Here is a 24,996-nt window from a genome sequence, read left to right on the forward strand (position 1 = left end):
AAACGATTTGGACGTATTCTTCACGATTCGGATTGATTCAGCACATCGAGAACCATTTTTAACAGAGGTTCTAAGGACGGCGCCTGTACAAGCAGCTCTGTTAAGGTAAATCCATAAGCATACTGGATCATGGGAGTTTCAAAAAATCCCGGAACGGCCTGTTCTATCATCTCTCTTGCAACCGGCTCTCCGGCAAGTTCTCCTAACGTAGAATCCATGGTGAAACGCTTTATTTCCAATTCCGTATCCGTATCATATTCAAAGAAATAGCTTCCTGATCCCAATTCGACCTCTCCCTCTTTTTCCGGAAGATAAAGGATGGCCGTGGTATTCACAGGAATTTCTACTTTTACTGTGATTTTACCGTTCTTACATTTCCATTCACTTCGGATACAGCCATAAACCGATTCAAAGGAGGCACACACCCAGGTGATTCCTTTGATAAACATTGGTTTGATATAGAATTTTTTGTATCCCGCCTCTATGCCATTGATCCCTGCCAATTTTTTATACATCCATTCTCCGATGGAGCCATATGCATAATGATTTAAGGAATTCATTCCCGATTGTTCAAAGTCCCCGTTCGGCAAAATGGAATTCCAACGCTCCCAAATGGTAGTCGCCCCTTTTTTCACTGCATACAGCCAGGAAGGATAATCTTCTTTTAAAAAGAGAACTCCGGCAAGATCATGCATCTTATGATCGGATAAGGCATGACAAATGTATGGGGTACCGACAAATCCGGTGCTCATATGGTTTTTATGGGCGCCAATATTACTCTCAAGCAGCTTTGCAATGCGCTCTTTATCTTTTTTCCAGGCCAAATCAAAATGCAGCGCTAAGGTAAGTGCTGTCTGGGTTTCTCCTACCATTCTTCCTGTAACCGTAAAATACTCCTTCCGAAAGATATTTAAAACCCTTTTGTACCGCTTCCCATACTCTCTGGCATCTTCCTTTTTTCCAAGCACCAGAGCTGACTTTTTTACAATATCCATGGAATAGAGATAATATGCATTGGCAATCAGATAACGGTCGGTTGCTCCTGACCGGTCCACCAATTCTTCCTTATCCAAAGCAAGCCAATCCCCGTATTGATAACCGCTCATCCATAGACCGTTACTTTCCGTATGGTTAGTCATATAATCGACCCAGCCCTTCATTGACTCATACTGTTCTTCTAATATGCGCTTATCCCCATAGGTTTCATACATGACCCAGGGTACTATGGTTGCAGCATCACTCCATGCCGCTGCACTGTAGCTCCCTAAAACGTCAGGCACAACATGAGGTACAGCTCCATCCTCCAATTGTTCCGATGCCAAATCATGCAGCCACTTTGTAAAAAATCTTGCTGTATTCCGGATATAGGCTGCCGTCCCTGCAAATACCTGTGCCTCTCCCGTCCAGCCAAGTCTTTCATCTCTTTGGGGGCAATCCGTTGGTATATCTACAAAGTTATCGCTCTGCCCCCAATAAATATTGCTTTGGAGCTGATTTACCATGGCATTGGAACAACGAAACGTTCCCGTATCTGCCATATCCGTATGGATCGCACAAGCAGTAAAATCTTCCGGAAAAATCTCATTTAGCCCCTCGATGCAAATATATTGGAATCCATGAAAGGTAAAATGGGGAATAAAGGTCTGTTCACTTCCGTCACAGATATAAATATCTTCTGATATGGCAGCCCGAAGAGTCTCCGGATAAAAGTTTCCATATTTATCCAGAGTTTCTGCGTGGCGGATTTTAATTCGCTGTCCTTTCTCCCCCTTAACTTTAAACTCTACAAACCCTGAAATATTCTGACCGAAATCAATCACTTTTTCTTTTTTGGGAGTTTCCATATATTCCTTTGCGGGAAAGCGTTTTTTGATTCGTACCGGCTCGGATTCCTGGGAAACCAGGCGGCCTTTGTCAAAAACCCCCTCTTCCTTTAAAACTGCAACCGCCTGACCCTGAAATTTCTTTTCCGCCAGGCTGTCATAGGTTTCTCCCATATAAAACTCCGCACTCCTGATGGGTCCCGTATATACACTCCAGGTGCCATCTGTTGACAGAACTTCTTTGCTGCCATCTTCATAAGCAATGTGAACCTCTGCCAACACAGCCGTTCTGTCCCCGTATTGATTGGGAGTACAGGTAAAGGATAAATACCCTTTATACCAGCCATTTGCCACTGTGATCTCAATCTCATTCTCTTCCTGCAGGTATTCATCTGCCTTATAAGTCTGATACTGGATTCTTTTTTTGTAATTGGTCCAGCCCGGTGCAAGATAGGTATCTCCTACTTTCCTGTCATTGATCTTTATTTCATAAATCCCTAAAGCAGTGGCAAAAATACGAACTGATTTCACAGCTTTATTGATATGAAATTTTTTGGTGAAAATTGCACAAGCCGTCTCTTCCTGCAAAAGTTCATGGGTGATCCAGTTTGCTTTAAAATTGGTTCCCTTTAGAATTCCTGTCTCAAAGCTCCCTGTTCCAACGGCTTCATTTCCCAGATTATCATACACCTTTACCATCAAATGGTATTGCTTTTCTGCTTCTAATTCTTTCCCTTCATAGGTCACCAAAACAGAATCGTCTTTTTCTACCTTTTGAGTATTCCACACTTCCCCTTCGTTGTCTGAAACAATGATCTGATAGGCACTTTGCATCACATTTTGATCTTCCGATTTTATTTTCCAAGAAAATCTCGGCCTCTTAATATCCATTCCAATTGGGTTTACCTGATACTCTGTTTTCAAATCATATAAATTCACTTGTTATCCTCCACTCCCGGCATGATGATAATCCATGGAACACGATCATCAAAATCCGTAATTTTCTATTGCATTTTTGTTTCAATTCATATAAATTTGTGGTAGAAACATACTATTTTATTAAAATCACCTCATTGGAGGGTCAAATGAAAGATATAGAAAGTTTCTGCCAATACTTTTACAGGGATGCCTTAATTCCCGTCTATATTTATAAAAACCACAATTGGGTGACCTCTATTCCAACCCAATCCCCAATTACCCGCCCGCCTGCCATTTATTTAGAAACCTTATGGCAGCAGACCTCCCCTGTTTCTTATATTACAACCAGCTTCCATTCCTTTTTTGGGTGCATCCGGTTCAAAGAATACCCAAGCATTCAGTTTGTGATCGGCCCTGTCAGTAATGTTCCCTATTCTAAAGAAGTTTTACGCATGATGCATCGGGAATATTTTGTTTCACCCAATGAACGGAAAGGGTTTTATGCCTTTTTTTCAAATATTTCAACCATGACGCTAAAATCCTTTTTGAATAAACTGTTATTTTTCCAGTACGCATTAAATCAAACGCCGCTGCTCTTACCTAATATTATTGACACGAATCTGTCCCAGACTCTATGCAGCATCGCAAATGAGCAGGCAGAAACCATGTATAGAGACAAAGAAAATGGCTCCTTTAACAATTCTTATGAAATAGAACAGAAACTGACCAGTCTGATAGAAAACGGTAACGTAGAAGAATTTAAAAACTATGCGTCTGATATCTCAAATATCCATGAAGGCATTATAGCATCAAACCCCATCCGCCAGGCAAAAAACACCTCCATTGTTATGATCACTCTAGCCACTCGTGCGGCGATCCGAGGGGGACTTCCCAAAGATACCGCTTTTCAATTATCTGATTTGTATATTCAGAAAACGGAACAGCTTACCACCATGGAATCCATTTATCAATTAAATTATAATGCTCTATATGACTTTACCTGCCGGGTATCCGAATCCCAGATTCCGGTTGCCAGTGATGATGCCATACAAAAAGCGATCCATTATGTTTTAGAAAATACCAATGTCCGTCTGACTGTTTCAGATGTTGCCTCTTACCTGGGCTTCAGCCGCTCCTATTTTTCCCATCGCTTCAAACAAACCCTGGGCTTTGATTTAAGTGCATTTATTGTCCGCTGCAAACTGGAAGAATCCAAATACCTGCTGGCATATACCGAAAAAAGTATCAGTGAGATCAGTAACTATTTATGCTTTTCCAGCCAGAGCCATTTTCAGACTGTATTTAAAAAACAATACGGCACCACGCCTTATGATTACCGTAAAAATCCTCAGACCTTACAAAAGAGGCATTTAATCCGATAAAGACTTTTCCTTTCTTTCCTTTAACTCTTTTACAATTTTCGGATAAATTTCTTCCAACTTATATTTTTTGAAGAGGATGAACATGATAACAAACAAAATCAGAGGGACATAAATGGAAAATGCAAAAATGGCATAAATGGCGCTATCGGGCTGAACCTTTAATGCCCCATTATAAGAACCCAAAGCCAAAAGCCATCCAATTAAGGAACCTCCGATCCCCCACCCAATCTTAGCGCCAAAGGAACTGGCACTATTGGTCATTCCTACAAGCTTCTTTCCGTGTAACCACTCATTATATTCCACACAATTGTTTACAAGCGCTCCTAATAAACACATGATGGGAATATTGGCAAACGTCATCAATCCGCCGGCCACAAGACAGGAAACGATGCTATATGGGGTAAACGATCTGATGATCCCTCCCAATATCCCAATGACACAGCAGATTTGATTTGTTTTGGCCATTCCATATTTTTTGGCCAATGGTCCAACCGCTGCAAAGCCTAAAAAAGTAGGAATCAATCCGATCCCTCCCATTAAGGCAATCAGATTTTCATTTCCCAAAACCCATTTCGCAAAATACGTTCCTCCAGAACTATTCAGACCATAGGAGACATTCAAACATAAATTGGCTGCCAGCATAATCACCCAATATTTATTTTTGAACAATAATTTAATTGCTTCAAAGAATGGCGTTTTTTCCTCCTCTTCTTTTGTTTCATCAATGCTCTCCTCACGGGAGGTTTTATACAGAAGCAACAGGGAAAGTCCTGAAATGACCGCAAAGATTACTCCCAGCCTAATCCAGGCTTCCTGGGTTCCTCCCAGCATATTGGTAATCGGAATCAAAAGTATGGAGACAGCCATTCCGGCCACATAACCGGAAGCTGCTCTTGCAATCCCTATTTTGCCGCGCTCCTCCACACTTTTTGTACGAGTGGCCATAATCGCTCCATAGGGAATTGCAACTGCGGTGTATGCGACACAGGTAATCAAGATATTTGTAAGAAAGACATAAATATTTTGTATCATCGGGGATACATTTTTAGGCACTGTGAAAATCAAAATAATTGCAGCTGCCGATGGCAGAGCCATTCTTAGAAACCACGGACGGCATTTTCCATGGGCTGATTTTGTGGAATCCACGATTTTCCCCATAAATAAATCTGCAAATGCATCCAATATCTTTACGATCAAAAGCAGTGTTGCCACCATTCCTGCCGCAAGACCCACCTTATCCGTATAAAAATAAGTCAGCTGCCCTACCAGACCGCTTAAGATATTCAGCGATATCTGTCCCGAACTATCCCCCAGATAGTCTAAAGCCGTCATGGTTTTTTGTATTCCCATGCTGTCTACACCAAGTTCTTTCTTTTTCCCCACCATAATCCTTTCTCCTTTTCCTTACTCCTTCAGACATTTAAAATCCCCTTGTCATTACAACTCTTGTGTGTAGGATCATTATAGAGCATGCTCGGAATTCTATATTTCATATTTGTTCTCTATTTTACATTATTGTTTTGGACAATCTGCTTACTATTTTCTTTAGTTTTCCGCAAACTATATGTAACATGCACAAAAAAATAGAAGGAAAGCCATTCATTCTTCTGCTTTCCTTCTATTAAACCATCATTAAATTTTCATTCCCGGATTAGAGGTTTGTCTGGTGCAAAAGCTGCTATAACTGCTCCGCAGATTTTGAAGCATAGGCAATCAAGGATCGAAAAGACTCTTCAAAATGCTTATCATCTTCGGGAGTTCTTTTTCTTGGTCCGCTGAGATGATTTTTGGATTTGGCTCTCCTTGCCGCCTTTGCCATGTGGCGTTCCATGAGAAGCTGGTCGATATTGTCATTGGTATACCATCTTCCGGATTGATGAATGGCATAGGCCCTCTTTCCCAATGCCATTGCTGCCACACCATAATCCTGCGTTACCACAATATCACCCGGTCTGCACAGATTCACCAATGCAAAATCCACCGCATCCGCCCCTGCACCGATGATTTTTATTTCGCTATACCCAGACTGTAATACATGATTCGTATCGCACAGAAGGCATACTGCTATTTTATTTTCTGCTGCTGCCTTTTCAACGATCCGAACTACCGGACAGGCATCTGCATCCACATAGATCTTCATTTCATTCCTTCCCCGAAACAGCTTTTACCCTTTCGCATTTTGGATTTTTAAACAAATATGAGTGTTTTTGTTATCCATAAAAACAAATACAAAATTTATAAAAAGCGGAACTGCAATGAACCAAATACTATGGACACCAAAAACTCTCCATAATAAATACCCGGACATTACCCCTGCATAAAAACTAAAAAATGTACCGCCATAGAATTTAAATTTCTGTAACTTTTCTTTTCTTTCCGGATCATCTTTTGACATCAGAAAATACTCTACTGCGGAAACCGTGGTTTGCTTTAAATTATTGGTACAGAAAATCGTAGCACTGACATATCCCTTTGCACCTTTGAATACGCACCACTGGAATGCGGTCGCAAAGAAAACGGGATAAAGGGCGATCACCGGATTCATGGTAAGGGGGAAAAAGCCAATCATGACCGCAGCCACAAGGTCAAGGCCAATGGCCAGATACCTTAAATCCCATTTGGTGCGATTCGCAAGAACTGTAGCCAATATCATGCTCCCTATAAAAAGCAGAGCTGCTATGAGGCGGAGCATCCCTTCTGCTGTATTTCTTCCCAGAATACTGCATATTATGTCAATGATATTTGTAGTCTGGGCCTGACCTAGATTTCCCAAACGGCTCAACATCGCATAGACCGCAAACAGACCTCCGCAAAGGGCTATGATATAGTGAATGTAAACATCAAGGTTTTTTCTGTTTTCGTCTGTATTTTTCATTGTAAGTCTCCTTTAAATATCTTTGAATCAGGTTTACAAATATGGGATAGGCATCCTATTCTTTGAATTAGAGATACAAGATGTTCCTTTCTAAACTTAACATATTTTCACTGAATCACTTTGATTTTATCACAGTGATTCAAGATTTAACATTATAAAATCACATAAAAATGCTATTAAATATTCAAATATAAAGGGCAATAAAGCTAAGAGACAAGGCAAATGTATGTTTAAATACCTGTTTAAATTCCTGATTCATCCAAAATTTCTAATATCATCAAAATAATTAAAATGTTTAAGGAAATTCTAATACAATTCCTCCCCCTAAAACACCCTGATTTTCATGCGGCAGAGCCTGAAATTTGTTCGGACCAGTATGTTCTCAATAAAAAAATTATACTTAAACTTTATTTTATTTTAAAGAGATTAAATTTCATTTTGCTGCTTTGGATATTTCTAAAGAAACCTTAAATCCGAACATAATTGGCAGTAATTCATAAAATAATTGTAGGCATTATTATTTATTTTAAGTAATGTCAAAACAATTATGAAATGGGGGCGCAACTATGGCTAATAGTGCACTTCAAATTGAGCTGAATTCAGCTATTTCTGTCCAACCAAATGAAAATGTTATGTTTGATAATATAGTTTTTTCATCTGGGAGCATAAGCTATAATCCCTCAAATGGGGTTATCACCTTTCAGGAAAATGGCAGATTTGTAATTGATTGGTGGATTGCAACACAGTCTTCAAGAGCTACAAACGGAGCGTCTTTTGCTCTAACTTCTTCACAAGGAGATTTTATGGAAGGAAACTCTCCATTAAAAACCGGTGAAGTATTTGGAGTCGGAATTATCAATGTTACTTCGGCTCCAGTTACAGTGTCTTTGATAAATATTAGTAATGGGGAATTATTTTTTTCCCAAATCGTTCCATTAATAGGAAATTTAGTGGTTATAGAAGATGATGCGGAAGGTCCCACTGGAGATACTGGGCCTACTGGTGCCACCGGACCTACTGGTGCTACTGGACCGACTGGCGATACTGGACCTACTGGAGATACTGGGCCTACTGGTGACACCGGACCTACTGGTGATACCGGACCTACTGGTGATACCGGACCTACTGGCGATACCGGACCTACTGGTGATACCGGGCCTACTGGTGACACTGGGCCTACTGGCGACGCTGGACCTACTGGCGATACCGGGCCTGCCGGACCTTCTGGCGGCACTGGGCCTACTGGCGACATAGGGCCTACTGGTGATACCGGGCCTACTGGTGCTACCGGGCCTACTGGCGACACTGGACCTGCTGGCAATACCGGGCCTACTGGCGATACCGGACCTACTGGCGACATAGGACCTACTGGTGCTACTGGTGACACTGGACCTACCGGCGACACTGGACCTGCCGGCGACACTGGACCTGCTGGCAATACCGGGCCTACTGGCGATACCGGACCTACCGGCGATACCGGACCTACTGGCGATACTGGACCTGCTGGCGATACTGGGCCTACTGGTGACGCTGGACCTACTGGTGATACCGGACCTACTGGCGATACCGGACCTGCCGGCGACACTGGACCTACCGGCGACGCTGGACCTACTGGCGATACCGGGCCTGCCGGACCTTCTGGCAGCACTGGGCCTACTGGCGATACTGGGCCTACTGGTGACGCTGGGCCTACTGGTGACGCTGGGCCTACTGGCGATACTGGGCCTACTGGTGACGCTGGGCCTACTGGCGACACTGGACCTACCGGCGATACTGGACCTGCTGGCGATACTGGGCCTACTGGTGACGCTGGGCCTACTGGTGACGCTGGACCTACTGGTGATACCGGACCTACTGGCGATACCGGACCTGCCGGCGACACTGGACCTACCGGCGACGCTGGACCTACTGGTGCTACCGGACCTGCTGGCGATACTGGGCCTATTGGTGACACCGGACCTACTGGCGACACTGGACCTGCTGGCAATACCGGGCCTACTGGCGATACCGGGCCTACTGGCGACATAGGACCTACTGGTGCTACTGGTGACGCCGGACCTACTGGCGACACTGGACCTACTGGCGATACTGGACCTACCGGCGATACCGGACCTGCTGGCGATACTGGGCCTACTGGCGACACCGGACCTACTGGTGACACCGGACCTACTGGTGATACCGGACCTACTGGTGATACCGGACCTACTGGCGATACCGGACCTACTGGCGATACCGGTGACACTGGGCCTATTGGTGACACCGGACCTATTGGCGACACCGGACCTATTGGTGACACCGGACCTATTGGCGACACCGGACCTACTGGTGACACCGGACCTACTGGTGACACCGGACCTACTGGTGATACCGGACCTACTGGCGATACCGGTGACACTGGGCCTATTGGTGACACCGGACCTATTGGCGACACCGGACCTACTGGTGACACCGGACCTACTGGCGACACCGGACCTACCGGCGATACCGGACCTACCGGAGATACTGGGCCTACTGGTGATACTGGACCTACTGGTGACACCGGACCTACTGGTGACACCGGACCTACCGGCGATACCGGACCTACTGGTGACACCGGACCTACTGGTGATACCGGACCTACTGGCGATACCGGTGACACTGGGCCTACTGGTGATACTGGACCTACTGGTGACACCGGACCTACTGGTGACACCGGACCTACCGGCGATACTGGGCCTACTGGTGATACTGGACCTACTGGCGATACCGGACCTACTGGCGATACTGGGCCTACCGGCGATACCGGACCTACCGGCGATACTGGACCTACCGGCGACACCGGACCTACCGGCGATACCGGACCTACCGGCGATACTGGACCTACCGGCGACACCGGACCTACTGGTGATATCGGACCTACTGGCGACACCGGACCTACTGGCGACACCGGACCTACCGGCGATACCGGACCTACTGGCGATACCGGACCTACTGGCGATACCGGGCCTACTGGTGATACTGGACCTACCGGCGACACCGGACCTACTGGCGACACCGGACCTACCGGCGACACCGGACCTACCGGGCCAGTATTTGTTGCTCAAGGTAACTTTCAGTCATTTGAGACAGGACCATTTCCACCAGGCGCCATCATTCCTATGTCTTCGGAAAGTGCTACAAACACAGCTGGAGCGTTCACTTTAACCGGAGACGGCCGAGTGACAGTTACGCTTCCTGGTGTATATCTTGCCGATGCGCACGTACAGGTGGCACCAGGAAATTCAGGTGTTATAGGGCTGCAGGTAAACGATGATGGTGTAGCCGCACCGTATCTTAATGCAGGATCGGTAAATAGTGTGGTATTTGATGTCAGCGGTGTAATTACCATTAATACGGTATTAACATTAGACGCAGGGGATACTGTTTCTTTAGTTAACGTCACAGCACCACAATTTACTACAGAGTTATTAAATGCTACCAACGATACTGGAGGAGTTGCAACACTCACACCTACCGGTACAATACGATTGATACGATTGAATGAAACTTAAAAAAATTTAAAGTCACATCTAATAAAAATTGTTGGCATATCCGCTTGAAACAAATAATTCATACTTTTGATTCAAGCGGACTGCCAACAATTTTAACTTATTTTTCTGTTATAAATTCAACACTTTATTTCCATATTATTTTATCACTGATTCATACAACAAATTTGGTTCCATTTCAAATTACTGCTTTTATTCTATAGTCAAATAATAAGTTATTATTTTGGATCGCCTTTCAATCTGGTATGCTTCAACCATTAAATATTTACTGATTGCAATTGATTATAAACATACCTTCACTTATTTTGGTAAGTCTTAGTTTTTTTGTGATACTTTATCAAGAGCTTCTATAATTCCATTATTTTTCATTCTGATTTTCAGTACTCGTGTAAAATCATTTATTACCTGTTTTCCGATTATATATTTTTGCCATTACTGCTTGTCCACAAGTACCACAATTTATCAATTGAGGAAGTCGTCCATAACGAACTCCATTGTTGATAACAGCGAGTTTGATTTTATTTGAAACTTTAATATTACAGGCCTGATTGCTGCAAAATGCAAAACCTGATTTTTCTTCCCAGATAAAACAATCTATAAAAGTTTCCCCTCCCAAATAATGGGAGGGGATTTAACCAGAGTAGGATTATTAGATAACCCGCACAACTGTCATAAAGGTACTAGATCCACCCACCAGAGTTGCTAGACCAACCAAGCCAAACAACTGAAGGGTCAGTGTATCACCTGCTGTTAAAGGAACAATAAATGTTGTTGTTAAACTGTTAATAGTCGCAAGTGGTTGTATAATGGATGCAGGAATTGGTGTTGAATTTTGTAATACCCGCGAAGATACCAAAAGTGATGCTGTTGTTGTTACAGAATAACTAATCAAATATTCACCTGTGGAAGGTACTGTAAAACTTGTATTTGCAGGATTTACTGTAAACGTATTAAGGTTTTGATTATTTGGTAATGCTACATTCGTTCCGCCCAGTAGAACCGCAATAACTGCGGAAGACGTATTTGCAGCTGACATACTATCTCTGGTAACCAATGGACCGCTGGCTCCTGTTGGACCCGTTGGACCGGTAACTCCCGGCAGCCCGGTAGGTCCGGTGGCTCCCGTTGCTCCTGTTGGGCCAATGGGGCCGGTTGGACCGATCGGACCGGTTGGACCGGTGACTCCCGGCAACCCGGTGGGTCCTGTTGCTCCTGTCGGGCCGGTTGGACCGATCGGACCGGTGGCTCCCGGCACTCCGGCTGGTCCGGTGGCTCCTGTTGCTCCCGTTGGGCCAATGGGGCCGGTTGGGCCTGCTACACCCGCTGGACCCGTTGGACCAGTCGGACCAGTGGAACTAAAGTCATCTTCTACAATGATCATACTTCCCTTTAACGGTACAATTGATGAATAGACTACGGTAGAATTAGTAATATTTACAAGTGTCATGGTTACTGGTGCTGTGTCAACCTCAATAATTCCAAAACCATAAACCTCACTAGTTCTAATGGGTGAACTTCCTTCCAGGAAATCTCCCTGCGAGGATGACAAAGCAAAAGCAGCTCCATTTGAAGACATGGAAGATTGGGTAGCTATCCACCAATGAATTACAAATCTTCCAGGCTGTGTAAACGTTACTACGCCGGTTGTTGGATTATAGTTGATTCCTCCAGATGAATTTACGATTGTATCAAAAAGGACATTTGCATTAAAAGCAACCGTTGTAGGTGTTTCTAACTGTACTTGCAGTATACCATTCGGCATATTAAATCCTCCATTCAATTATTTTAGCGACATGTATTAACATATAAACATGCCTATAACTATCTTATGAATGGATTCAGAATTTGACAATCAGCCTCTTGTTTGCCCTTTTATTGGGTTGAAGGAGACCTATAAATGGGTAGTAAAAATAACAAACAGTGAAAAAAAATATTTAATTTCATAATTTACAAAAATTAAAAAAATGGATAAAATGAGATGAAAAGCCACCAACCGATAAAATTTCCGAGTCATTTTTTTATTCATTTATGTTATCCACACAAAAAAGATAATTAATTATAAAATATCCCCAATTTAATATCCTATTTTTCAGTCAACTCTATGAATAGGCTGACCCTTGGCAAAAGCTCTGATATTCTCCTGGATTATAGAAACCAAACGTTGTCTTGTTTCTAATCCCCTCCAGCCCATATGAGGAGTAATGATAACATTATCCATGGAATACAATGGACTGGAATCATCCAATGGTTCCACTTCCTGCACATCCAATCCTGCACCTGCAATTACCTGGTTCTGCAATGCTTCAATCAATGCTTTCTCATCAACCAATGCTCCCCGTGCAGTATTGATGAGGTATGCGGTAGGTTTCATCATGGCTAAGGTTTCTTTATTGATCATATGTCTTGTTGACTCGTTTAAAGGACAATTCAGAGAAATAAAATCACTTTGCTTTAAAACTTCTTCAATCGTTGTAAAGTGGAGATTCTCCATATCCGTTCTGGGAGTTCTGGTCGATACCAAAATCTTCATTCCCATTGCTTGTGCAACTTTGATTATTTCTTTTGCAATATTTCCATAACCGATCACTCCCAGTGTTTTACCGTTGACTTCCACATGGTCCACCATTAAATGTTTATGAAAGTTATCATGATTTCCTTCGGAAAGCATTCGGATCTGTTTTTGCATCGAGCTTGCCAGGTTTAAAATCATAAGGATTGCTGTATGGGCAACCCGTTGACTGCTATACGCAGGAATATTGCATAATATGATCCCTTTTTCACGGACCGCCTCCAAATCTATGTTATTATATCCGGTACCTGCTTCACAAATCATTTTTACACTATCCGGAAACTTCCTAATAATATCACCTGAGACTTTCATCTCCTTTGTTACAACGATTGTGAACCCAGCCACCCGCTCTAAAATTTCATCTTCAGAAGTTTCCTCATAGATTACCACTTCAGATGCAATTTGGGAATAATCAATATTTCCATCATAATTTACCAAACCGGCATTTAATACTACAGTTTTATCATTCATCTTTTGATCTCCTTACTGTTGTTTATATTTTTAACTATTTTATGGGATAAGAAAGCAGTTTTTTGATCTGTTCTTTGCTTTTTGCAGCGTGTCCACTTGAGTTAATGATACAGGAACGTCATTCATTTCACAATACTTTTTTGATCTCTTTCCATGGCTGAACAAAAAGACATTGCATATTATTTGTGCAGCCTGCTGCTTCATATTCGGATAAAACATCATCTTAACGGAACGGTATCGGAACACGTTTTGCATAGCCAGTGAAAAATGAATGGAAAATCATAGACTTTGATTTCCTTTGCAGTATTAACGGCTTATCAGTCTTGTCCTATTACAGCAACAGGAAAAAGAAAACACCTATCGATGAATACCGACAGGCGTTCCTAGCAAGAATCAAGTATGAACCGCTGTTCCACTTTATCAGCACAACAACCGCAGGAAGATAAGAATATTTAAAGGGATTAACTATACCTTTAATACAGTTTACGCCTTCCATTCTTGTCTCGTGATAATTTTTTTCAAAAACGAAAATAAAAAATGAAATAAGGCCATGCCGCTTATTGTCCATAAATTTTATTTTTAAGTAAGCACAGGCTAACCCATGCTTAAAGAAAGTCTTTGCTCCTTCACGGGTTATCTCCGTGTTCTAAATCCAAATATTTTTTTAGAGCAAATATGGACTCATCACTGATAATGTGCTCCATTTTACAAGCATCCGCACTTGCTGTCGGTTCACTCACATTACAACATGAACTTAAAAATTGTCTTATAATCCGAAACTTAGCTGTAATGAGTTCTCCTTTTTTTCTTCCCTCCTCCGTAAGCTGAATTTCACCACCCAAAGGCTTGATCACCAGCCCTTCTTCCTGCAATGCAGTCACAGCACTATGAACACTAGGCTTTGAAACTCCTAAATATACAGCAATATCAATGGAACGTACTAATCCAGTTCTTTGAGACAGCTTATAGATAGCCTTTAAATATTCCTCCCTGGAAGGACTAAGTTTTTTCTCCGAATCATAAAATTTATTTTGCTGCACAGCCAACCACCCCTTTTAACCTTTCGCCAAAGTGTATTGCTACCATACACTTTGGCGAAATTATTTGTTTTTTCTGCTTTTTAAACACTCCTTATTCACAGTATTCTGCGATTGTTTGACCGGCAAATCTGTTTGCGGAAACGCCTGGGAACCATGTGGATAATCAAATGAATTGCAAAAGCATTGGGGAATAAAACTAAAAAATGCTTGAAACATACTTTGATCAGCTTTCAGTTTTTGCAGATAGCGCCGTTCGGCAGCCTCACTATTATCATATATACGAGTTTTTATCTTTTCCTTTTTCATGTTAGTTCCTCCTAACTATATGATTCAAAAAATGTGTATGGCAACCATACACTTGCACAAAAATTTTATTAAACAATCTTTTCATCGAAATTTTCAATCCTGCTGATCATGGAAGAAAAGAAATTTAACAAAAACTCCAGCTCCACTTCAGTCGCATTTTGTAGTTCATCCTCCACCATTTCATTTAAAATATCATGGTAGTGCATATGAATGTTATGGGCTTTTTTCCCTTTTTCTGTTAGATTTAATGAATATCTGGATAAATTCAACTCATCCACTTCCTTTTTAACCAGAGCCTTTCTCTCCAGTTTTTTAAGTATCTCGGAAGCAGCCCCTTTTGTCACTCCCAGAATATCCGCCAGGCCGCCTACATGAATGCATGGGTGTTCGGCAATTGCTTTGATTACATGGATTTCCGAGTGAAAAATTGGTACATCTGTCCCATAGTAACGTGTTTTTTTATCCAGTTCCATTAAAGCAAACGCAAAATCTAAAGATTCATATGCAATTTTATGTTTGTTGTTTTTTATCTTTTCCATACCAATAGTATATGGTTGCCATACACTTTTGTCAAGTCGGTATTTATTCCTTAATCCCTTTCCAATAAATCCCGTACACAGTTCTGCAGCCGGGCTTTGAGTTTTCCTTTCTGAATTTGATTTTGTATTATATCTCAACTTTCCTTCATAAGATCAATTCCAACTTCCTGCATAATTTTGATAGCCTGCAGCAATCGGGTTCCTCGTTTTGTTAAACAGTATTCTACTTTCAGTGGATAACCTTCAAAAGTATGTTTGTCAATTACTTGATAATCCAGCAGTTCATTCAATTGTTCCAACAACATTTTTTGCGAAACACCGTTAATATTACGTTCAAGCTGTGCCAACGTCGAGAGAACCTTGCCAAGCTGCCACATAATAATTGGTTTTCATTTGCCCCTTGTAATATCGTGAGTAAGTTCTAAAGGGCAAGTGTAATTTTCTCTTATTTTCAACATTATGACCTTCCAAATATATGATCACTGAGTTCCAGCAGCCTTACTTCGACCTCGTGGAGACAGCCTGCGGTTTTTTGGAGGGATAAAGGATAAAACGGAGATTGTTACAACAGCCATGAGGCGGCCAAGAATCAACCATATTTTCCTATTTTGCATTTCATTCCTCTCCCCCTTATAATATCATTTTTTCCGGTTATGCAGTTTCTAATGAAACAGGCGAGTTATAATTTATATCAGAAAGTTTTCCTTCACCTCATCAACAGGGTCCCATTTAGACCAGGCGGCCTCCAGCAAATTGCCCTGATCATCTTTAAAGTAAAAATATTTTGCTTCTCCGTCTGCAATGGAATGAAGTTCATAAACTTCTGCACCTTGTTTTTTTAACTTCTCATAAGTAGTTTCAATATTGGGGCAATTCATAGTAAGTACAGGATAAGGAGAGCCATTTCTCAGAATAGATAAGGGCTGATGCTCCGTTGTCTCCACCAGTACCAATGCGATGGAATGCTTATGGGGATAGTGTAAAATGGCAATAAGGGAACCTCTGTCCTCAAATTTATCTATGAGCTTTAACCCAAGGTACTTTTCATACCATTGACTGGAGCGTTCTATGTTGGCAGTAGGCAGATAGGTATACCCGATTTGAGTAAATAAGAAATTTTTATTCATGGTCATCGTCTCCTATATTCGGTTATGAAGCAGCGACAAAATATTATTTTATAGCTTGTTAAGTGAATGAGTAATCTGTTTGTTTGCTTTGAGTGTTTTCAGTTTACCATATGATTGATGAAAATTCCACCGAAACAGAATTCAAAACCACGAACCACTTACAAATTGTAAGGCTCACCCAAGTGATTGGTGCAAAGTTAGCAGAGCCATCTTTATTATATGTGCCAATTATAAATGTTTACTGAACACAAAGGCAATGTGGATTTACAGGTTTTACTGTTTTCATATTTCAGACCTCCGTTAATTTTAATTTGGAAAAATATTGCAACCAGATGCTTGAAAAGTAAACCAATAAAAATGTCGATTTATATTGAAAGAGAGTTCCATATCTATAATTAAAATAGAGTAGATACAAAACAGGCAATATGATATAATATTTTTAGTTAGCCTGTTCTAACTAAAATTTACTATGCAGCTACTTAGAATTAAGGCAAGAAAGGAACTTGTCCATGAAAAAAGAATTTCACATCAATTCAAAAAACGGGTATAGCGCCATGCTCGAACAATATAAAACCATGCATGAACAAATTGGAAATGCTCGTTATTTGCCCAACCATGATATGAATAAAGGTATTGTTTATGACATAAAGCCTGAGTATGGCAAGGGAACAATACAAATATATAATTTGCTTGGCAATGTCATGCTGCTTGTGTATGACTTTGTGTTTTCTGAGGATATCATAACAGTGTTTGATTTAACAGAGGATTATTTTGAAATAGAATATTGCATTGATGGATGGATGTATATTGAAGAAGAAAATGTGGGTGATACCTGCTTTGGTCCCAATAATTTGTCTGTTTCCCTGTCACAGGATATGAAAGGAACAATAAAGCGTTGTGCTGAACAGAAATATCAAGGCGTTTCAATCACGGCTAATAAACAAGCCCTGTCCTCTTATTTCGGAAGTGCTGGAATAGAAGTATGGTATGAAACGATAGAAAATTTGGGAGCTCAACTTCGTTCTGAATATTACCTTGGCTTAAATACGCCCCCAGAGATAGCCAATATTTTTCTACAAATATTCAACTGCCGACTCCCTGTGAAATCACGCACCTTGTTTTATGAAAGCAAGGTCATGGAAGTGTTTTCGTTAATTGTTTCAAATGAAGTGATTAAGCATGAGGGATATGATGTAGTAGCTCTAAGCCCATACGAATTACAAAAAATCAAAGAAATTCCACAAATACTGTTGGCACAGCCGTTTGAATTGCCAAACCTTCTTTCATTATCGGAAAAGCTAGTCATCAATCCCAAAAAACTGACTAAGGGTTTCAAACTTGTTTTTGGAGATACCATTTTCAGCTATCACAGAAAACTTGCTTTAAGCCGTGCGGCATCAATGCTGTTAAATACAGATCATACAATCAACGAAATCGCTTATGATAGCGGCTATTCCAGTGCCAGCAATTTCTGTGCAGCATTTAAGAAACAATATGGTGTTACTCCACTTAAATACAGAGAATCCTCTGTGCTAAGAAATGCCGAATAAAACTAAAATATATTATCTTAACCACAGGTTTATGCCTGTGGTTTATTTGATTTAACATGAGTTTTCCTCAACATATTTGGGCATTGCAAGCAGTATAGCCCCAAAGACAATATGCGGTACAATATGTTTTGCGTTAATAGTTCAGCGCATTTAATTAATAAGGTTAGTTTAATCTAACTCAGTTCAACATAGGAGGATCACACATGTTTAAAAAAGTATCTTTTTTATTGGCAATCGTTCTTTGCTTTTCCGCATTGACTGCCTGCTCACAAAAGGACACCACTCAAAATGTAGTGTCTAATTCGTCTTCTGATCGTGGAGAAAGCACCTCGCAGCAGAACAAGCATTATCCGCTGACCTTATCAATTTATGATGACAAAGGGAATAAAATGGAGCAGACCATTGAAAAAGAGCCGCAGCGCATTGTTGTCATTGGACAGGGTTTTGCAGAGTGGATGATTGGACTAGGAGAAGAAAAGCGAATCGTGGGATTGGCCTATCTGGACAAATCGTTCTCCGAATATGAAGATCAAATCAAAAGTCTACCAGTCATTACGGATATGTGGCCATCAAAAGAATCCATATTAGAACTCGAACCTGATTTGATTATTTCAATGTCTTCTGCATTTCAGAAGGACCGTCTCGGTGATATTTCATTTTGGAATGAACGAGGAATTCCGGTACTGGCAGGTATTAATTATACCATTGGCCGTACAATTGATGGCTTTTTTAATGATATCAACAACTTAGGAAAGGTACTCAATATTGAAGAAAAGACCAATGCATTTGTAAATGAACAAAAAGAGAAAATCAGTGAAATTGAGACTAAGGCAGCGCAGGCCAGCGACAGACCTAAGATTTTACTGCTTGGAACCAGCGGAGATACAACTTATTACTATGGCCCATCTCTTTGCCTCATAGACGAAATGATTGAAGGTGCAGGTGGTGAGTACATAAAGGTATCAGAAGAAACCTATGTGGATATGTCTGAGGAATCTATTTTGTCGGTTAATCCTGACAAGATTATTATTACCGGATTCCAGAAGTCCGATAGTGAGGCATTGATTAACAAATATCTTCTCAATCCAAAGCTTAAAAATGCAACTGCAATTAAGACTGGAAACGTAAAGGTTGTTGAATATACTACTGCTGTCCGGGGAAGTCTTGGCCTCTCAGAGCTGTACATGGATGTGGCTGAATTTATTCACCCTGAATTATTTAAGGGAGAATAAGCATGAGTCAATTACATAACAGTAAACAAAAAACATTTTCCCAAAGCGATCAGGGGATTGCTCAAAAACGCTCCGTATTTTCAATTATCTTTATCATTTTGATTTTTGCTGTTGTTATATCCGTAATACTTTCCGTGTCTATCGGCCAGGTATCCATTCCATTTCATCAGTCTTTTCAGATATTGATTCAGCAAATAACAGGTGGAGAATTTGGAAGTTTAGACGGAATTTCAGACGGTATGTATACAGATATTATCTGGCAGATTCGTTTCCCCAGGGTCTTGCTGGCAATGGTCATGGGAGCAGGGCTTGCGCTTTGCGGAACAGTTATGCAGGCTTCCGTACAAAATCCTTTGGCAGACCCTTATATTTTGGGAATTTCGTCCGGTGCCGCTTTGGGAGCAACCTTTTCGATTATGCTTGGTTTTAGTGTGGGAGGACTGCTTGGGGATTTGGGTGTTGCATCGTGGGCTTTTATCGGTGCACTTGGAGCAGCCGCATTAGTCTTGGGTCTTGCCAGTATCGGTGGGAAAACATCCTCGGTCAAACTGGTTTTAGCTGGAACGGTAATCAACGCCCTCTGCAATGCATTTTCAAATTTCATTATATATTTTGCAAAAAATTCAGATGGAATACGCTCCGTGTCCTTCTGGACAATGGGCAGCTTAGCATCGGCTGAATGGAGTACATTGCCGCTTATATCAGCGGTTGTCATTGCAGCAATTGCATTTTTCCTGTTTCAGTCCAGAGTGATGAACACAATGCTGATGGGAGAAGAAACTGCAATTACTTTGGGAGTAAATCTTAATTTTTACAGGCGCTTGTATATGATCTTATCCTCTGTGGTAACAGGTATTCTAGTGTCCACCTGTGGAATTATCGGGTTCGTAGGTCTTATTGTTCCACACATTGTGCGTAGTGTTGTAGGTTCCGACCATAAGCGTCTCATTCCAACGTCAATTCTGTTCGGCTCCTTATTTATGATATGGACAGATATTTTCGCCCGGACAATTGTCCCTAACGGGGAACTTCCTGTTGGAATCGTAACCTCCCTGCTCGGTGCACCGGTATTCATGTACATGTTGATTAAGAAAAGCTACGGGTTTGGAGGGAGATAATATGAATTTAAATGCGGAACACATATCGGTATCCTTAACAGGTGCTGACATTGTAAAAGATATCAGTATTAGAGTCGAAAATAAACAGTTTGTCGGAATTATAGGGCCGAATGGATGCGGAAAGTCCACTTTGCTGAAAAGTATATACAAAGTCATTAAACCTCAAAAAGGCACTGTTTTTTTAGGGGATAAAGATGTCATAAAATCATCTGCCCGTATTGTTTCAAAAGATATGGGAGTTGTAGGACAATTCAATGATTTGAGCTTTGATTTTACGGTTCAAGAAATGGTAATGATGGGACGCACCCCCCACAAGCAGCTCATGGAGGCTGATAATGCACAGGACTACAAAATTGTTGCGAATGCTTTGGCACGAGTGAATCTGACAGAGTATGCGGACAGGAGCTATTTAACCTTATCCGGCGGAGAAAAACAAAGGGTAATACTGGCACGTGCAATTGCACAGGAGCCTAAATTCTTGGTTTTGGATGAGCCGACAAACCACTTGGATATTAAATATCAAATTCAGATTTTATCAATTGTAAAATCTTTAAACATTGGTGTGCTTGCTGCTCTCCATGATCTTCCTATGGCTGCTGCTTACTGCGATATTCTCTATGTAATAAAAGATGGAAGCATAATTGCTTCAGGAAGTCCAAAGGACGTATTGTCAAAAGAACTAATAAGACAGGTTTATGAAATAGATTGCGAATTATACACTAACCCAATCACCGGAGATTTGGCAATTGCATACCTGCCCTTAAACTTATAGGAGGGATTATTAATGGAATTAGACATGACGAAGGGACAACCTTCACGCATCATACTAAAATTTTTTATTCCTTTGTTTATCGGAGATGTGTTTCAGCAGCTCTATAGCATCACTGATGCAATTATCATAGGGAAATTTGTGGGTACAGCTGCGTTTGCTGCAGTTGGATCTTCAAGTGCTGTAACTGTTTTTATAACTTCTATCCTGCTAGGTCTTGCTATGGGCGCTTCGGCAATTTTTTCCCAGCTCTATGGTGAAAAGCAATACGATGAACTGAAAAAAACAATTTCTACCGCGCTTATATTTTTATTTTTTGTAAGCGTGCTAATCACGGTTGTAACATCAGTATTTTTGCCGCAGATTATCTCCCTTTATCAAATGCCAAAAGAAACTGCTGTTTATGCTTCTGATTATTTAAAGTATGTTTTTTGGGGCTTTGTTTTTGTAGGTATGTATAACGCCTTTGCTTTTTTGTTACGGGCATTTGGAGACTCTAAAACCCCGTTATATTTTTTAGTTGCCTCATGCATATTAAATTTCCTCTTATCTCTTCTCTTTGTAGCTGTGTTTCATATGGGAACTGCTGGTGCAGCAATTGCCACGCTTCTTACACAGGGTTTTGCCGCCGTAGGCTGTGGGATTTATACGGTAAAGCGAACGGGATTCCTGCAATTTAAAAGAAAAGAATTTGTATTCAGCACCTCTGCATTTCAAAATATTGCCGTTTATTCCGTGTTGACAGCACTGCAACAGTCTATTTCAAGCTTTGGGATGATGCTTATTCAGGGGTTGGTAAATACATTTGGTGCAACTGTTATGGCTGCATTTGCAGCATGCTCTAAAATAGATTCAGTTGCAAATGCTCCTTTGCAAGATTTGGGCAATGCTTTTTCCACCTATACTGCTCAAAATAAAGGTGCTGGAGAAACTAAAAGAATTCGAGAAGGGTTCCGTGTCACTTCCAGGATAATTATAGTGCTGTCAGCAATAATCAGCATTATTGCATTTGTTTTTGCACCGAACCTCATAACACTTTTCGTAGATAAAAATGCTACTGAGGTAATCGCTGTTGGCATTGGTTATCTTAGAATTGTTTCCGTATTTTATGTACTGCTTGGTTTTATCGTTATGTTTTATGGATTTTTCAGAGGACTCGGAGAGATTAAAATATCAATTTTAATGACCATAGTGTCACAAGGCTTAAGATTACTGTTAGCTTATTCATTCGCACCAATAAAGGGTTTTTCTGGTGTTTGTTGGGCTATTGTTATCGGATGGTTTTTGTCAGATTTATTGGGATTTTACATGTACAAGAAAGTCATGGCGAAAAAGACTTGATGACGTAAGTATCTTTTGAATAAAACTAAAGCAAGACCCGCTAAGTAAAAAACGTTGAGTTTTGGAGGAGAGTTTTGATGCTCAAACAACTCGGGGCTGTAAAATAAGTCCTTAATTAAGAATCGCCAGTTCCGGCAAATGCCGGTTCTGGTGATTCTTATTTGTTTTTATAAACACGTTGTTTGCTTTTAAAGTGAAACGTCCTTCCATTTGGGCATATCAACTTTCCATTCTCTCTTTTAAAGTTGACTGCACGATATGGATTTTCATGATACTTCTTGGAGTAGAAAACGTTATTGAAGATATCCTCATAAGATGCCGCCCTTTAGATTCATATATCTATTGAATATTTTGTAACTTTCGCTGCGCCGGGCATTTGCTGTTATCAGAATACCAAAAGCAATACTTACAATTAAAACATGGCTCGTAATTGGGATTCCTCATGCTTTCTATAATAAAATTTTTATCTGCCAAAAATGGTCTTCCATATGCAACAAGGTCACATACCTTGTTTTTCAACAAGATATTCCCTCGATTCATCGTTCGTATCTCACTTACTGCTATGACAGGAATGTTTATTTTCGTCTTTAAAAAGGACGCCGTATACACGGTTCGGTTAAACTCATAATCACTTGGTAATTCCAAGTTTTTTTGATTAGGAATACCGGAACATACGTGGATTAAATCCAAACCGCTCTCTACAAGCTCATTGACAATCTCTAAATCTAAAGTCAAGTTCCAGCTGCAACCAAAACGATATGAAATCAAAAAATCATCTTTTAAGCTCTTCTTTATTTCTTTTATTATTTCTTTGATGAGACGTGCTCTGTTTGATGCACTTCCGCCATACTGATCGCTTCTTTTATTTGCAGGATCAGAAGTAATCATATTGAGGAAAAATCCATTGGCACCATGAAGTTCAATCCCATCACAACCCGCTTCTTCACACAGGAGGGCAGCTTTTATAAATTCTTCCCGAATCGTAACGATTTCACTTGTAGACAAGTCATTGATACTTCCGCCTTTAAAATAACTGATACTAGGATATCCTAACTGGGCAAAAAAACGAACCTTGTTTTCATGGCATTTCTGAACAATTTCTTTCAGATAAGGTTCATGCATATTTTTATTATATACACATGCCCCTCCGTCTATGGAATTCTTATTGCTTACTGAAAGAGTTTGACTGATTATCAAGCCCATTCCACGGGAAGCAAAATCGGAATAGTGTGCTATCTGCTTTTCACTCATACTTCCATCATCATTTGCTTTAAGATGAAAGGGCACCATCGGAGCCATAACCATCCGATTTTTGAAATTCACACTGGCGATTTCAAAATTTTGCATCGTATTAATCTTATCTGATATTATGCTGGTCACAATTTCATAAATTTGGGGAAATTCTGAAAATCCGTCGCTATCTAAGAAATGCCCTCCGGCAGAAAGTTGAAACAATTTTGCTTCTAAGCAATCTGCTAATTCTTTACTAAATTCTGTAGGCACAATCTCATCATTTACAGCAGTAACCACCACTCGTGAAGTCGCAGCATTAATTATTTTTTTATACTCAATTCCAGTACGAATAAAATCATTAATCTCAGGAATATTTACTAATTTTTGATTGAACCCTGATACAAAAATAATTCCACCAATTTTAGGAAGTTCTTTTAAGGTTTCAAAATAATCTAATAAAGCAATACACCCAAGACTATGTGCAATAAAATAGGTATCCTGATCTAATTTTTCTATACTTTCTGATAACTTACCGATCCATTCTTCCGGTTTCGGTTCTGTAGGAGATGGCATATCAAGCACTTTAACTGATATTTTATTATCAGAAGTTAGCTTTTGTTTAAGCCAGGGAAACCAGTGCCTGCCTGCAGACGCATTAAATCCATGAATCACGTATATCCTTTTTTCCGTTATCATAATTATCCTCCGAATTTGTAACATATTGAATTTACATAAATTATAATGTAAAATATTTTAAAAAAACAGTACGCACTATTTTGTATGATACACACGGAAAGGAGAGTAATCGTATGGATACATTATGCCGGAGTACACAAGCTCCTTTTGAATATGCCTTATCTATCGTAAATGGAAAATGGAAGTTAAAAATTATATACGAATTAGCCTGTACAAATACATTAAGATATGGTGAACTGAAAAGAAATATTTCAAAAATCACTCATAAAATGCTTACTGCTGGGTTGAAAGAACTTGAAAATGATGGAATGATTGTCCGCAAAGAGTTTTGTCAAATTCCTCCTAAAGTTGAATACTCTTTAAGTAAAAAGGGAATGTCGTTTGTTCCAATTTTAGAATCTTTATGTGATTGGGGAAAGTCACAACAAATAATAGAAAATGGTGATACTAATGCATAAACAGATACCGGCACCAGTAACC

General features: G+C 40.5%; 22 protein-coding genes and 1 pseudogene. 11 read left to right on the forward strand and 12 right to left on the reverse strand.

Annotated elements, in window-relative coordinates; translation table 11 throughout:
• Positions 1 to 20: 20 nt before the first annotated feature.
• Entirely contained in the window at positions 21 to 2,762 is a 2,742-nt protein-coding gene (locus VIG27_RS15525) for a family 78 glycoside hydrolase catalytic domain (protein ID WP_394523473.1), read from the reverse strand.
• Positions 2,763 to 2,908: 146 nt separating this feature from the next.
• Between VIG27_RS15525 and VIG27_RS15530 the strand changes: the two genes are divergently transcribed.
• Complete coding sequence (locus tag VIG27_RS15530; protein WP_394523475.1) at positions 2,909 to 4,123, forward strand: helix-turn-helix domain-containing protein; 1,215 nt, start codon at positions 2,909 to 2,911, stop codon at positions 4,121 to 4,123.
• Here the strand turns inward: VIG27_RS15530 and VIG27_RS15535 are convergent.
• The 3 genes from VIG27_RS15535 to VIG27_RS15545 form a co-directional block, all read right to left on the reverse strand.
• Positions 4,112 to 5,509 carry an MFS transporter gene (locus tag VIG27_RS15535; protein ID WP_394523476.1) on the reverse strand — a complete coding sequence of 466 codons (1,398 nt, stop codon included), beginning with the start codon at positions 5,507 to 5,509 and terminating at the stop codon, positions 4,112 to 4,114. The genes VIG27_RS15530 and VIG27_RS15535 overlap by 12 nt on opposite strands.
• A 292-nt stretch (positions 5,510 to 5,801) precedes the next feature.
• Positions 5,802 to 6,263, reverse strand: coding sequence for a YaiI/YqxD family protein (locus tag VIG27_RS15540; RefSeq protein ID WP_394523478.1), 462 nt, complete (start codon positions 6,261 to 6,263; stop codon positions 5,802 to 5,804).
• Between the two features lie 24 nt (positions 6,264 to 6,287).
• On the reverse strand, positions 6,288 to 6,998 hold the full coding sequence (locus VIG27_RS15545) for a YoaK family protein (protein WP_394523480.1): 711 nt from the start codon (positions 6,996 to 6,998) through the stop codon (positions 6,288 to 6,290).
• A gap of 963 nt (positions 6,999 to 7,961) precedes the next feature.
• On the opposite strand from VIG27_RS15545, the gene VIG27_RS15550 reads away from it, so the two are divergent.
• The 4 genes from VIG27_RS15550 to VIG27_RS15565 all read left to right on the forward strand — a co-directional run bounded on the left by VIG27_RS15550 (position 7,962) and on the right by VIG27_RS15565 (position 10,528).
• Positions 7,962 to 8,252, forward strand: coding sequence for a hypothetical protein (locus tag VIG27_RS15550; protein ID WP_394523482.1), 291 nt, complete (start codon positions 7,962 to 7,964; stop codon positions 8,250 to 8,252).
• Between the two features lie 117 nt (positions 8,253 to 8,369).
• Complete coding sequence (locus VIG27_RS15555) at positions 8,370 to 9,026, forward strand: hypothetical protein (protein ID WP_394523483.1); 657 nt, start codon at positions 8,370 to 8,372, stop codon at positions 9,024 to 9,026.
• Between the two features lie 9 nt (positions 9,027 to 9,035).
• Complete coding sequence (locus tag VIG27_RS15560; RefSeq protein WP_394523484.1) at positions 9,036 to 10,181, forward strand: hypothetical protein; 1,146 nt, start codon at positions 9,036 to 9,038, stop codon at positions 10,179 to 10,181.
• A gap of 14 nt (positions 10,182 to 10,195) precedes the next feature.
• Positions 10,196 to 10,528 (forward strand): hypothetical protein, encoded by a 333-nt coding sequence (locus VIG27_RS15565; protein WP_394523486.1) that lies wholly within the window; start codon positions 10,196 to 10,198, stop codon positions 10,526 to 10,528.
• A gap of 646 nt (positions 10,529 to 11,174) precedes the next feature.
• Here VIG27_RS15565 and VIG27_RS15570 read toward each other — a convergent pair.
• The 7 genes and pseudogenes from VIG27_RS15570 to VIG27_RS15600 all read right to left on the reverse strand — a co-directional run bounded on the left by VIG27_RS15570 (position 11,175) and on the right by VIG27_RS15600 (position 16,577).
• A complete protein-coding gene (locus VIG27_RS15570) occupies positions 11,175 to 12,287 on the reverse strand; it encodes a BclA C-terminal domain-containing protein (RefSeq protein WP_394523487.1) in 1,113 nt (370 codons plus the stop codon).
• Between the two features lie 327 nt (positions 12,288 to 12,614).
• A complete protein-coding gene (locus VIG27_RS15575; RefSeq protein WP_394523488.1) occupies positions 12,615 to 13,565 on the reverse strand; it encodes a 2-hydroxyacid dehydrogenase in 951 nt (316 codons plus the stop codon).
• A 626-nt stretch (positions 13,566 to 14,191) separates the two neighbouring features.
• The gene (locus VIG27_RS15580) at positions 14,192 to 14,605 is read right to left on the reverse strand and encodes a metal-dependent transcriptional regulator (RefSeq protein ID WP_394523489.1); all 414 of its coding nucleotides are present in this window, start codon (positions 14,603 to 14,605) and stop codon (positions 14,192 to 14,194) included.
• A 60-nt stretch (positions 14,606 to 14,665) separates the two neighbouring features.
• On the reverse strand, positions 14,666 to 14,911 hold the full coding sequence (locus VIG27_RS15585; protein ID WP_394523490.1) for a hypothetical protein: 246 nt from the start codon (positions 14,909 to 14,911) through the stop codon (positions 14,666 to 14,668).
• A 68-nt stretch (positions 14,912 to 14,979) separates the two neighbouring features.
• Positions 14,980 to 15,450, reverse strand: a complete 471-nt coding sequence (locus tag VIG27_RS15590; RefSeq protein ID WP_394523491.1) for a MarR family winged helix-turn-helix transcriptional regulator — start codon at positions 15,448 to 15,450, stop codon at positions 14,980 to 14,982.
• A 134-nt stretch (positions 15,451 to 15,584) separates the two neighbouring features.
• A pseudogene (locus VIG27_RS15595) lies at positions 15,585 to 15,905 on the reverse strand (winged helix-turn-helix transcriptional regulator).
• Between the two features lie 231 nt (positions 15,906 to 16,136).
• Complete coding sequence (locus tag VIG27_RS15600) at positions 16,137 to 16,577, reverse strand: VOC family protein (protein WP_394523492.1); 441 nt, start codon at positions 16,575 to 16,577, stop codon at positions 16,137 to 16,139.
• 509 nt (positions 16,578 to 17,086) lie between these two features.
• Here VIG27_RS15600 and VIG27_RS15605 point away from each other — a divergent pair.
• From VIG27_RS15605 to VIG27_RS15625, 5 genes are all read left to right on the forward strand, one after another.
• Positions 17,087 to 18,127 carry a helix-turn-helix domain-containing protein gene (locus VIG27_RS15605; protein WP_394523493.1) on the forward strand — a complete coding sequence of 347 codons (1,041 nt, stop codon included), beginning with the start codon at positions 17,087 to 17,089 and terminating at the stop codon, positions 18,125 to 18,127.
• Between the two features lie 203 nt (positions 18,128 to 18,330).
• Entirely contained in the window at positions 18,331 to 19,359 is a 1,029-nt protein-coding gene (locus tag VIG27_RS15610) for an ABC transporter substrate-binding protein (RefSeq protein WP_394523494.1), read from the forward strand.
• Positions 19,360 to 19,361: 2 nt separating this feature from the next.
• Positions 19,362 to 20,477: a FecCD family ABC transporter permease gene (locus VIG27_RS15615; RefSeq protein ID WP_394523496.1), complete on the forward strand. Its 1,116-nt coding sequence runs from the start codon at positions 19,362 to 19,364 to the stop codon at positions 20,475 to 20,477.
• A 1-nt stretch (position 20,478) separates the two neighbouring features.
• The gene (locus tag VIG27_RS15620; protein WP_394523498.1) at positions 20,479 to 21,249 is read left to right on the forward strand and encodes an ABC transporter ATP-binding protein; all 771 of its coding nucleotides are present in this window, start codon (positions 20,479 to 20,481) and stop codon (positions 21,247 to 21,249) included.
• 12 nt (positions 21,250 to 21,261) lie between these two features.
• Positions 21,262 to 22,587, forward strand: coding sequence for an MATE family efflux transporter (locus VIG27_RS15625; RefSeq protein WP_394523500.1), 1,326 nt, complete (start codon positions 21,262 to 21,264; stop codon positions 22,585 to 22,587).
• Between the two features lie 339 nt (positions 22,588 to 22,926).
• Here VIG27_RS15625 and VIG27_RS15630 read toward each other — a convergent pair whose 3' ends face one another.
• Positions 22,927 to 24,516, reverse strand: a complete 1,590-nt coding sequence (locus VIG27_RS15630; RefSeq protein ID WP_394523502.1) for an alpha/beta hydrolase — start codon at positions 24,514 to 24,516, stop codon at positions 22,927 to 22,929.
• A gap of 113 nt (positions 24,517 to 24,629) precedes the next feature.
• On the opposite strand from VIG27_RS15630, the gene VIG27_RS15635 reads away from it, so the two are divergent.
• Complete coding sequence (locus VIG27_RS15635) at positions 24,630 to 24,974, forward strand: winged helix-turn-helix transcriptional regulator (RefSeq protein WP_394523503.1); 345 nt, start codon at positions 24,630 to 24,632, stop codon at positions 24,972 to 24,974.
• Positions 24,975 to 24,996 lie beyond the last annotated feature (22 nt).

Origin of the sequence: Lacrimispora sinapis (assembly GCF_043633585.1) — a bacterium.
Lineage (GTDB): Bacteria > Bacillota > Clostridia > Lachnospirales > Lachnospiraceae > Lacrimispora > Lacrimispora sinapis.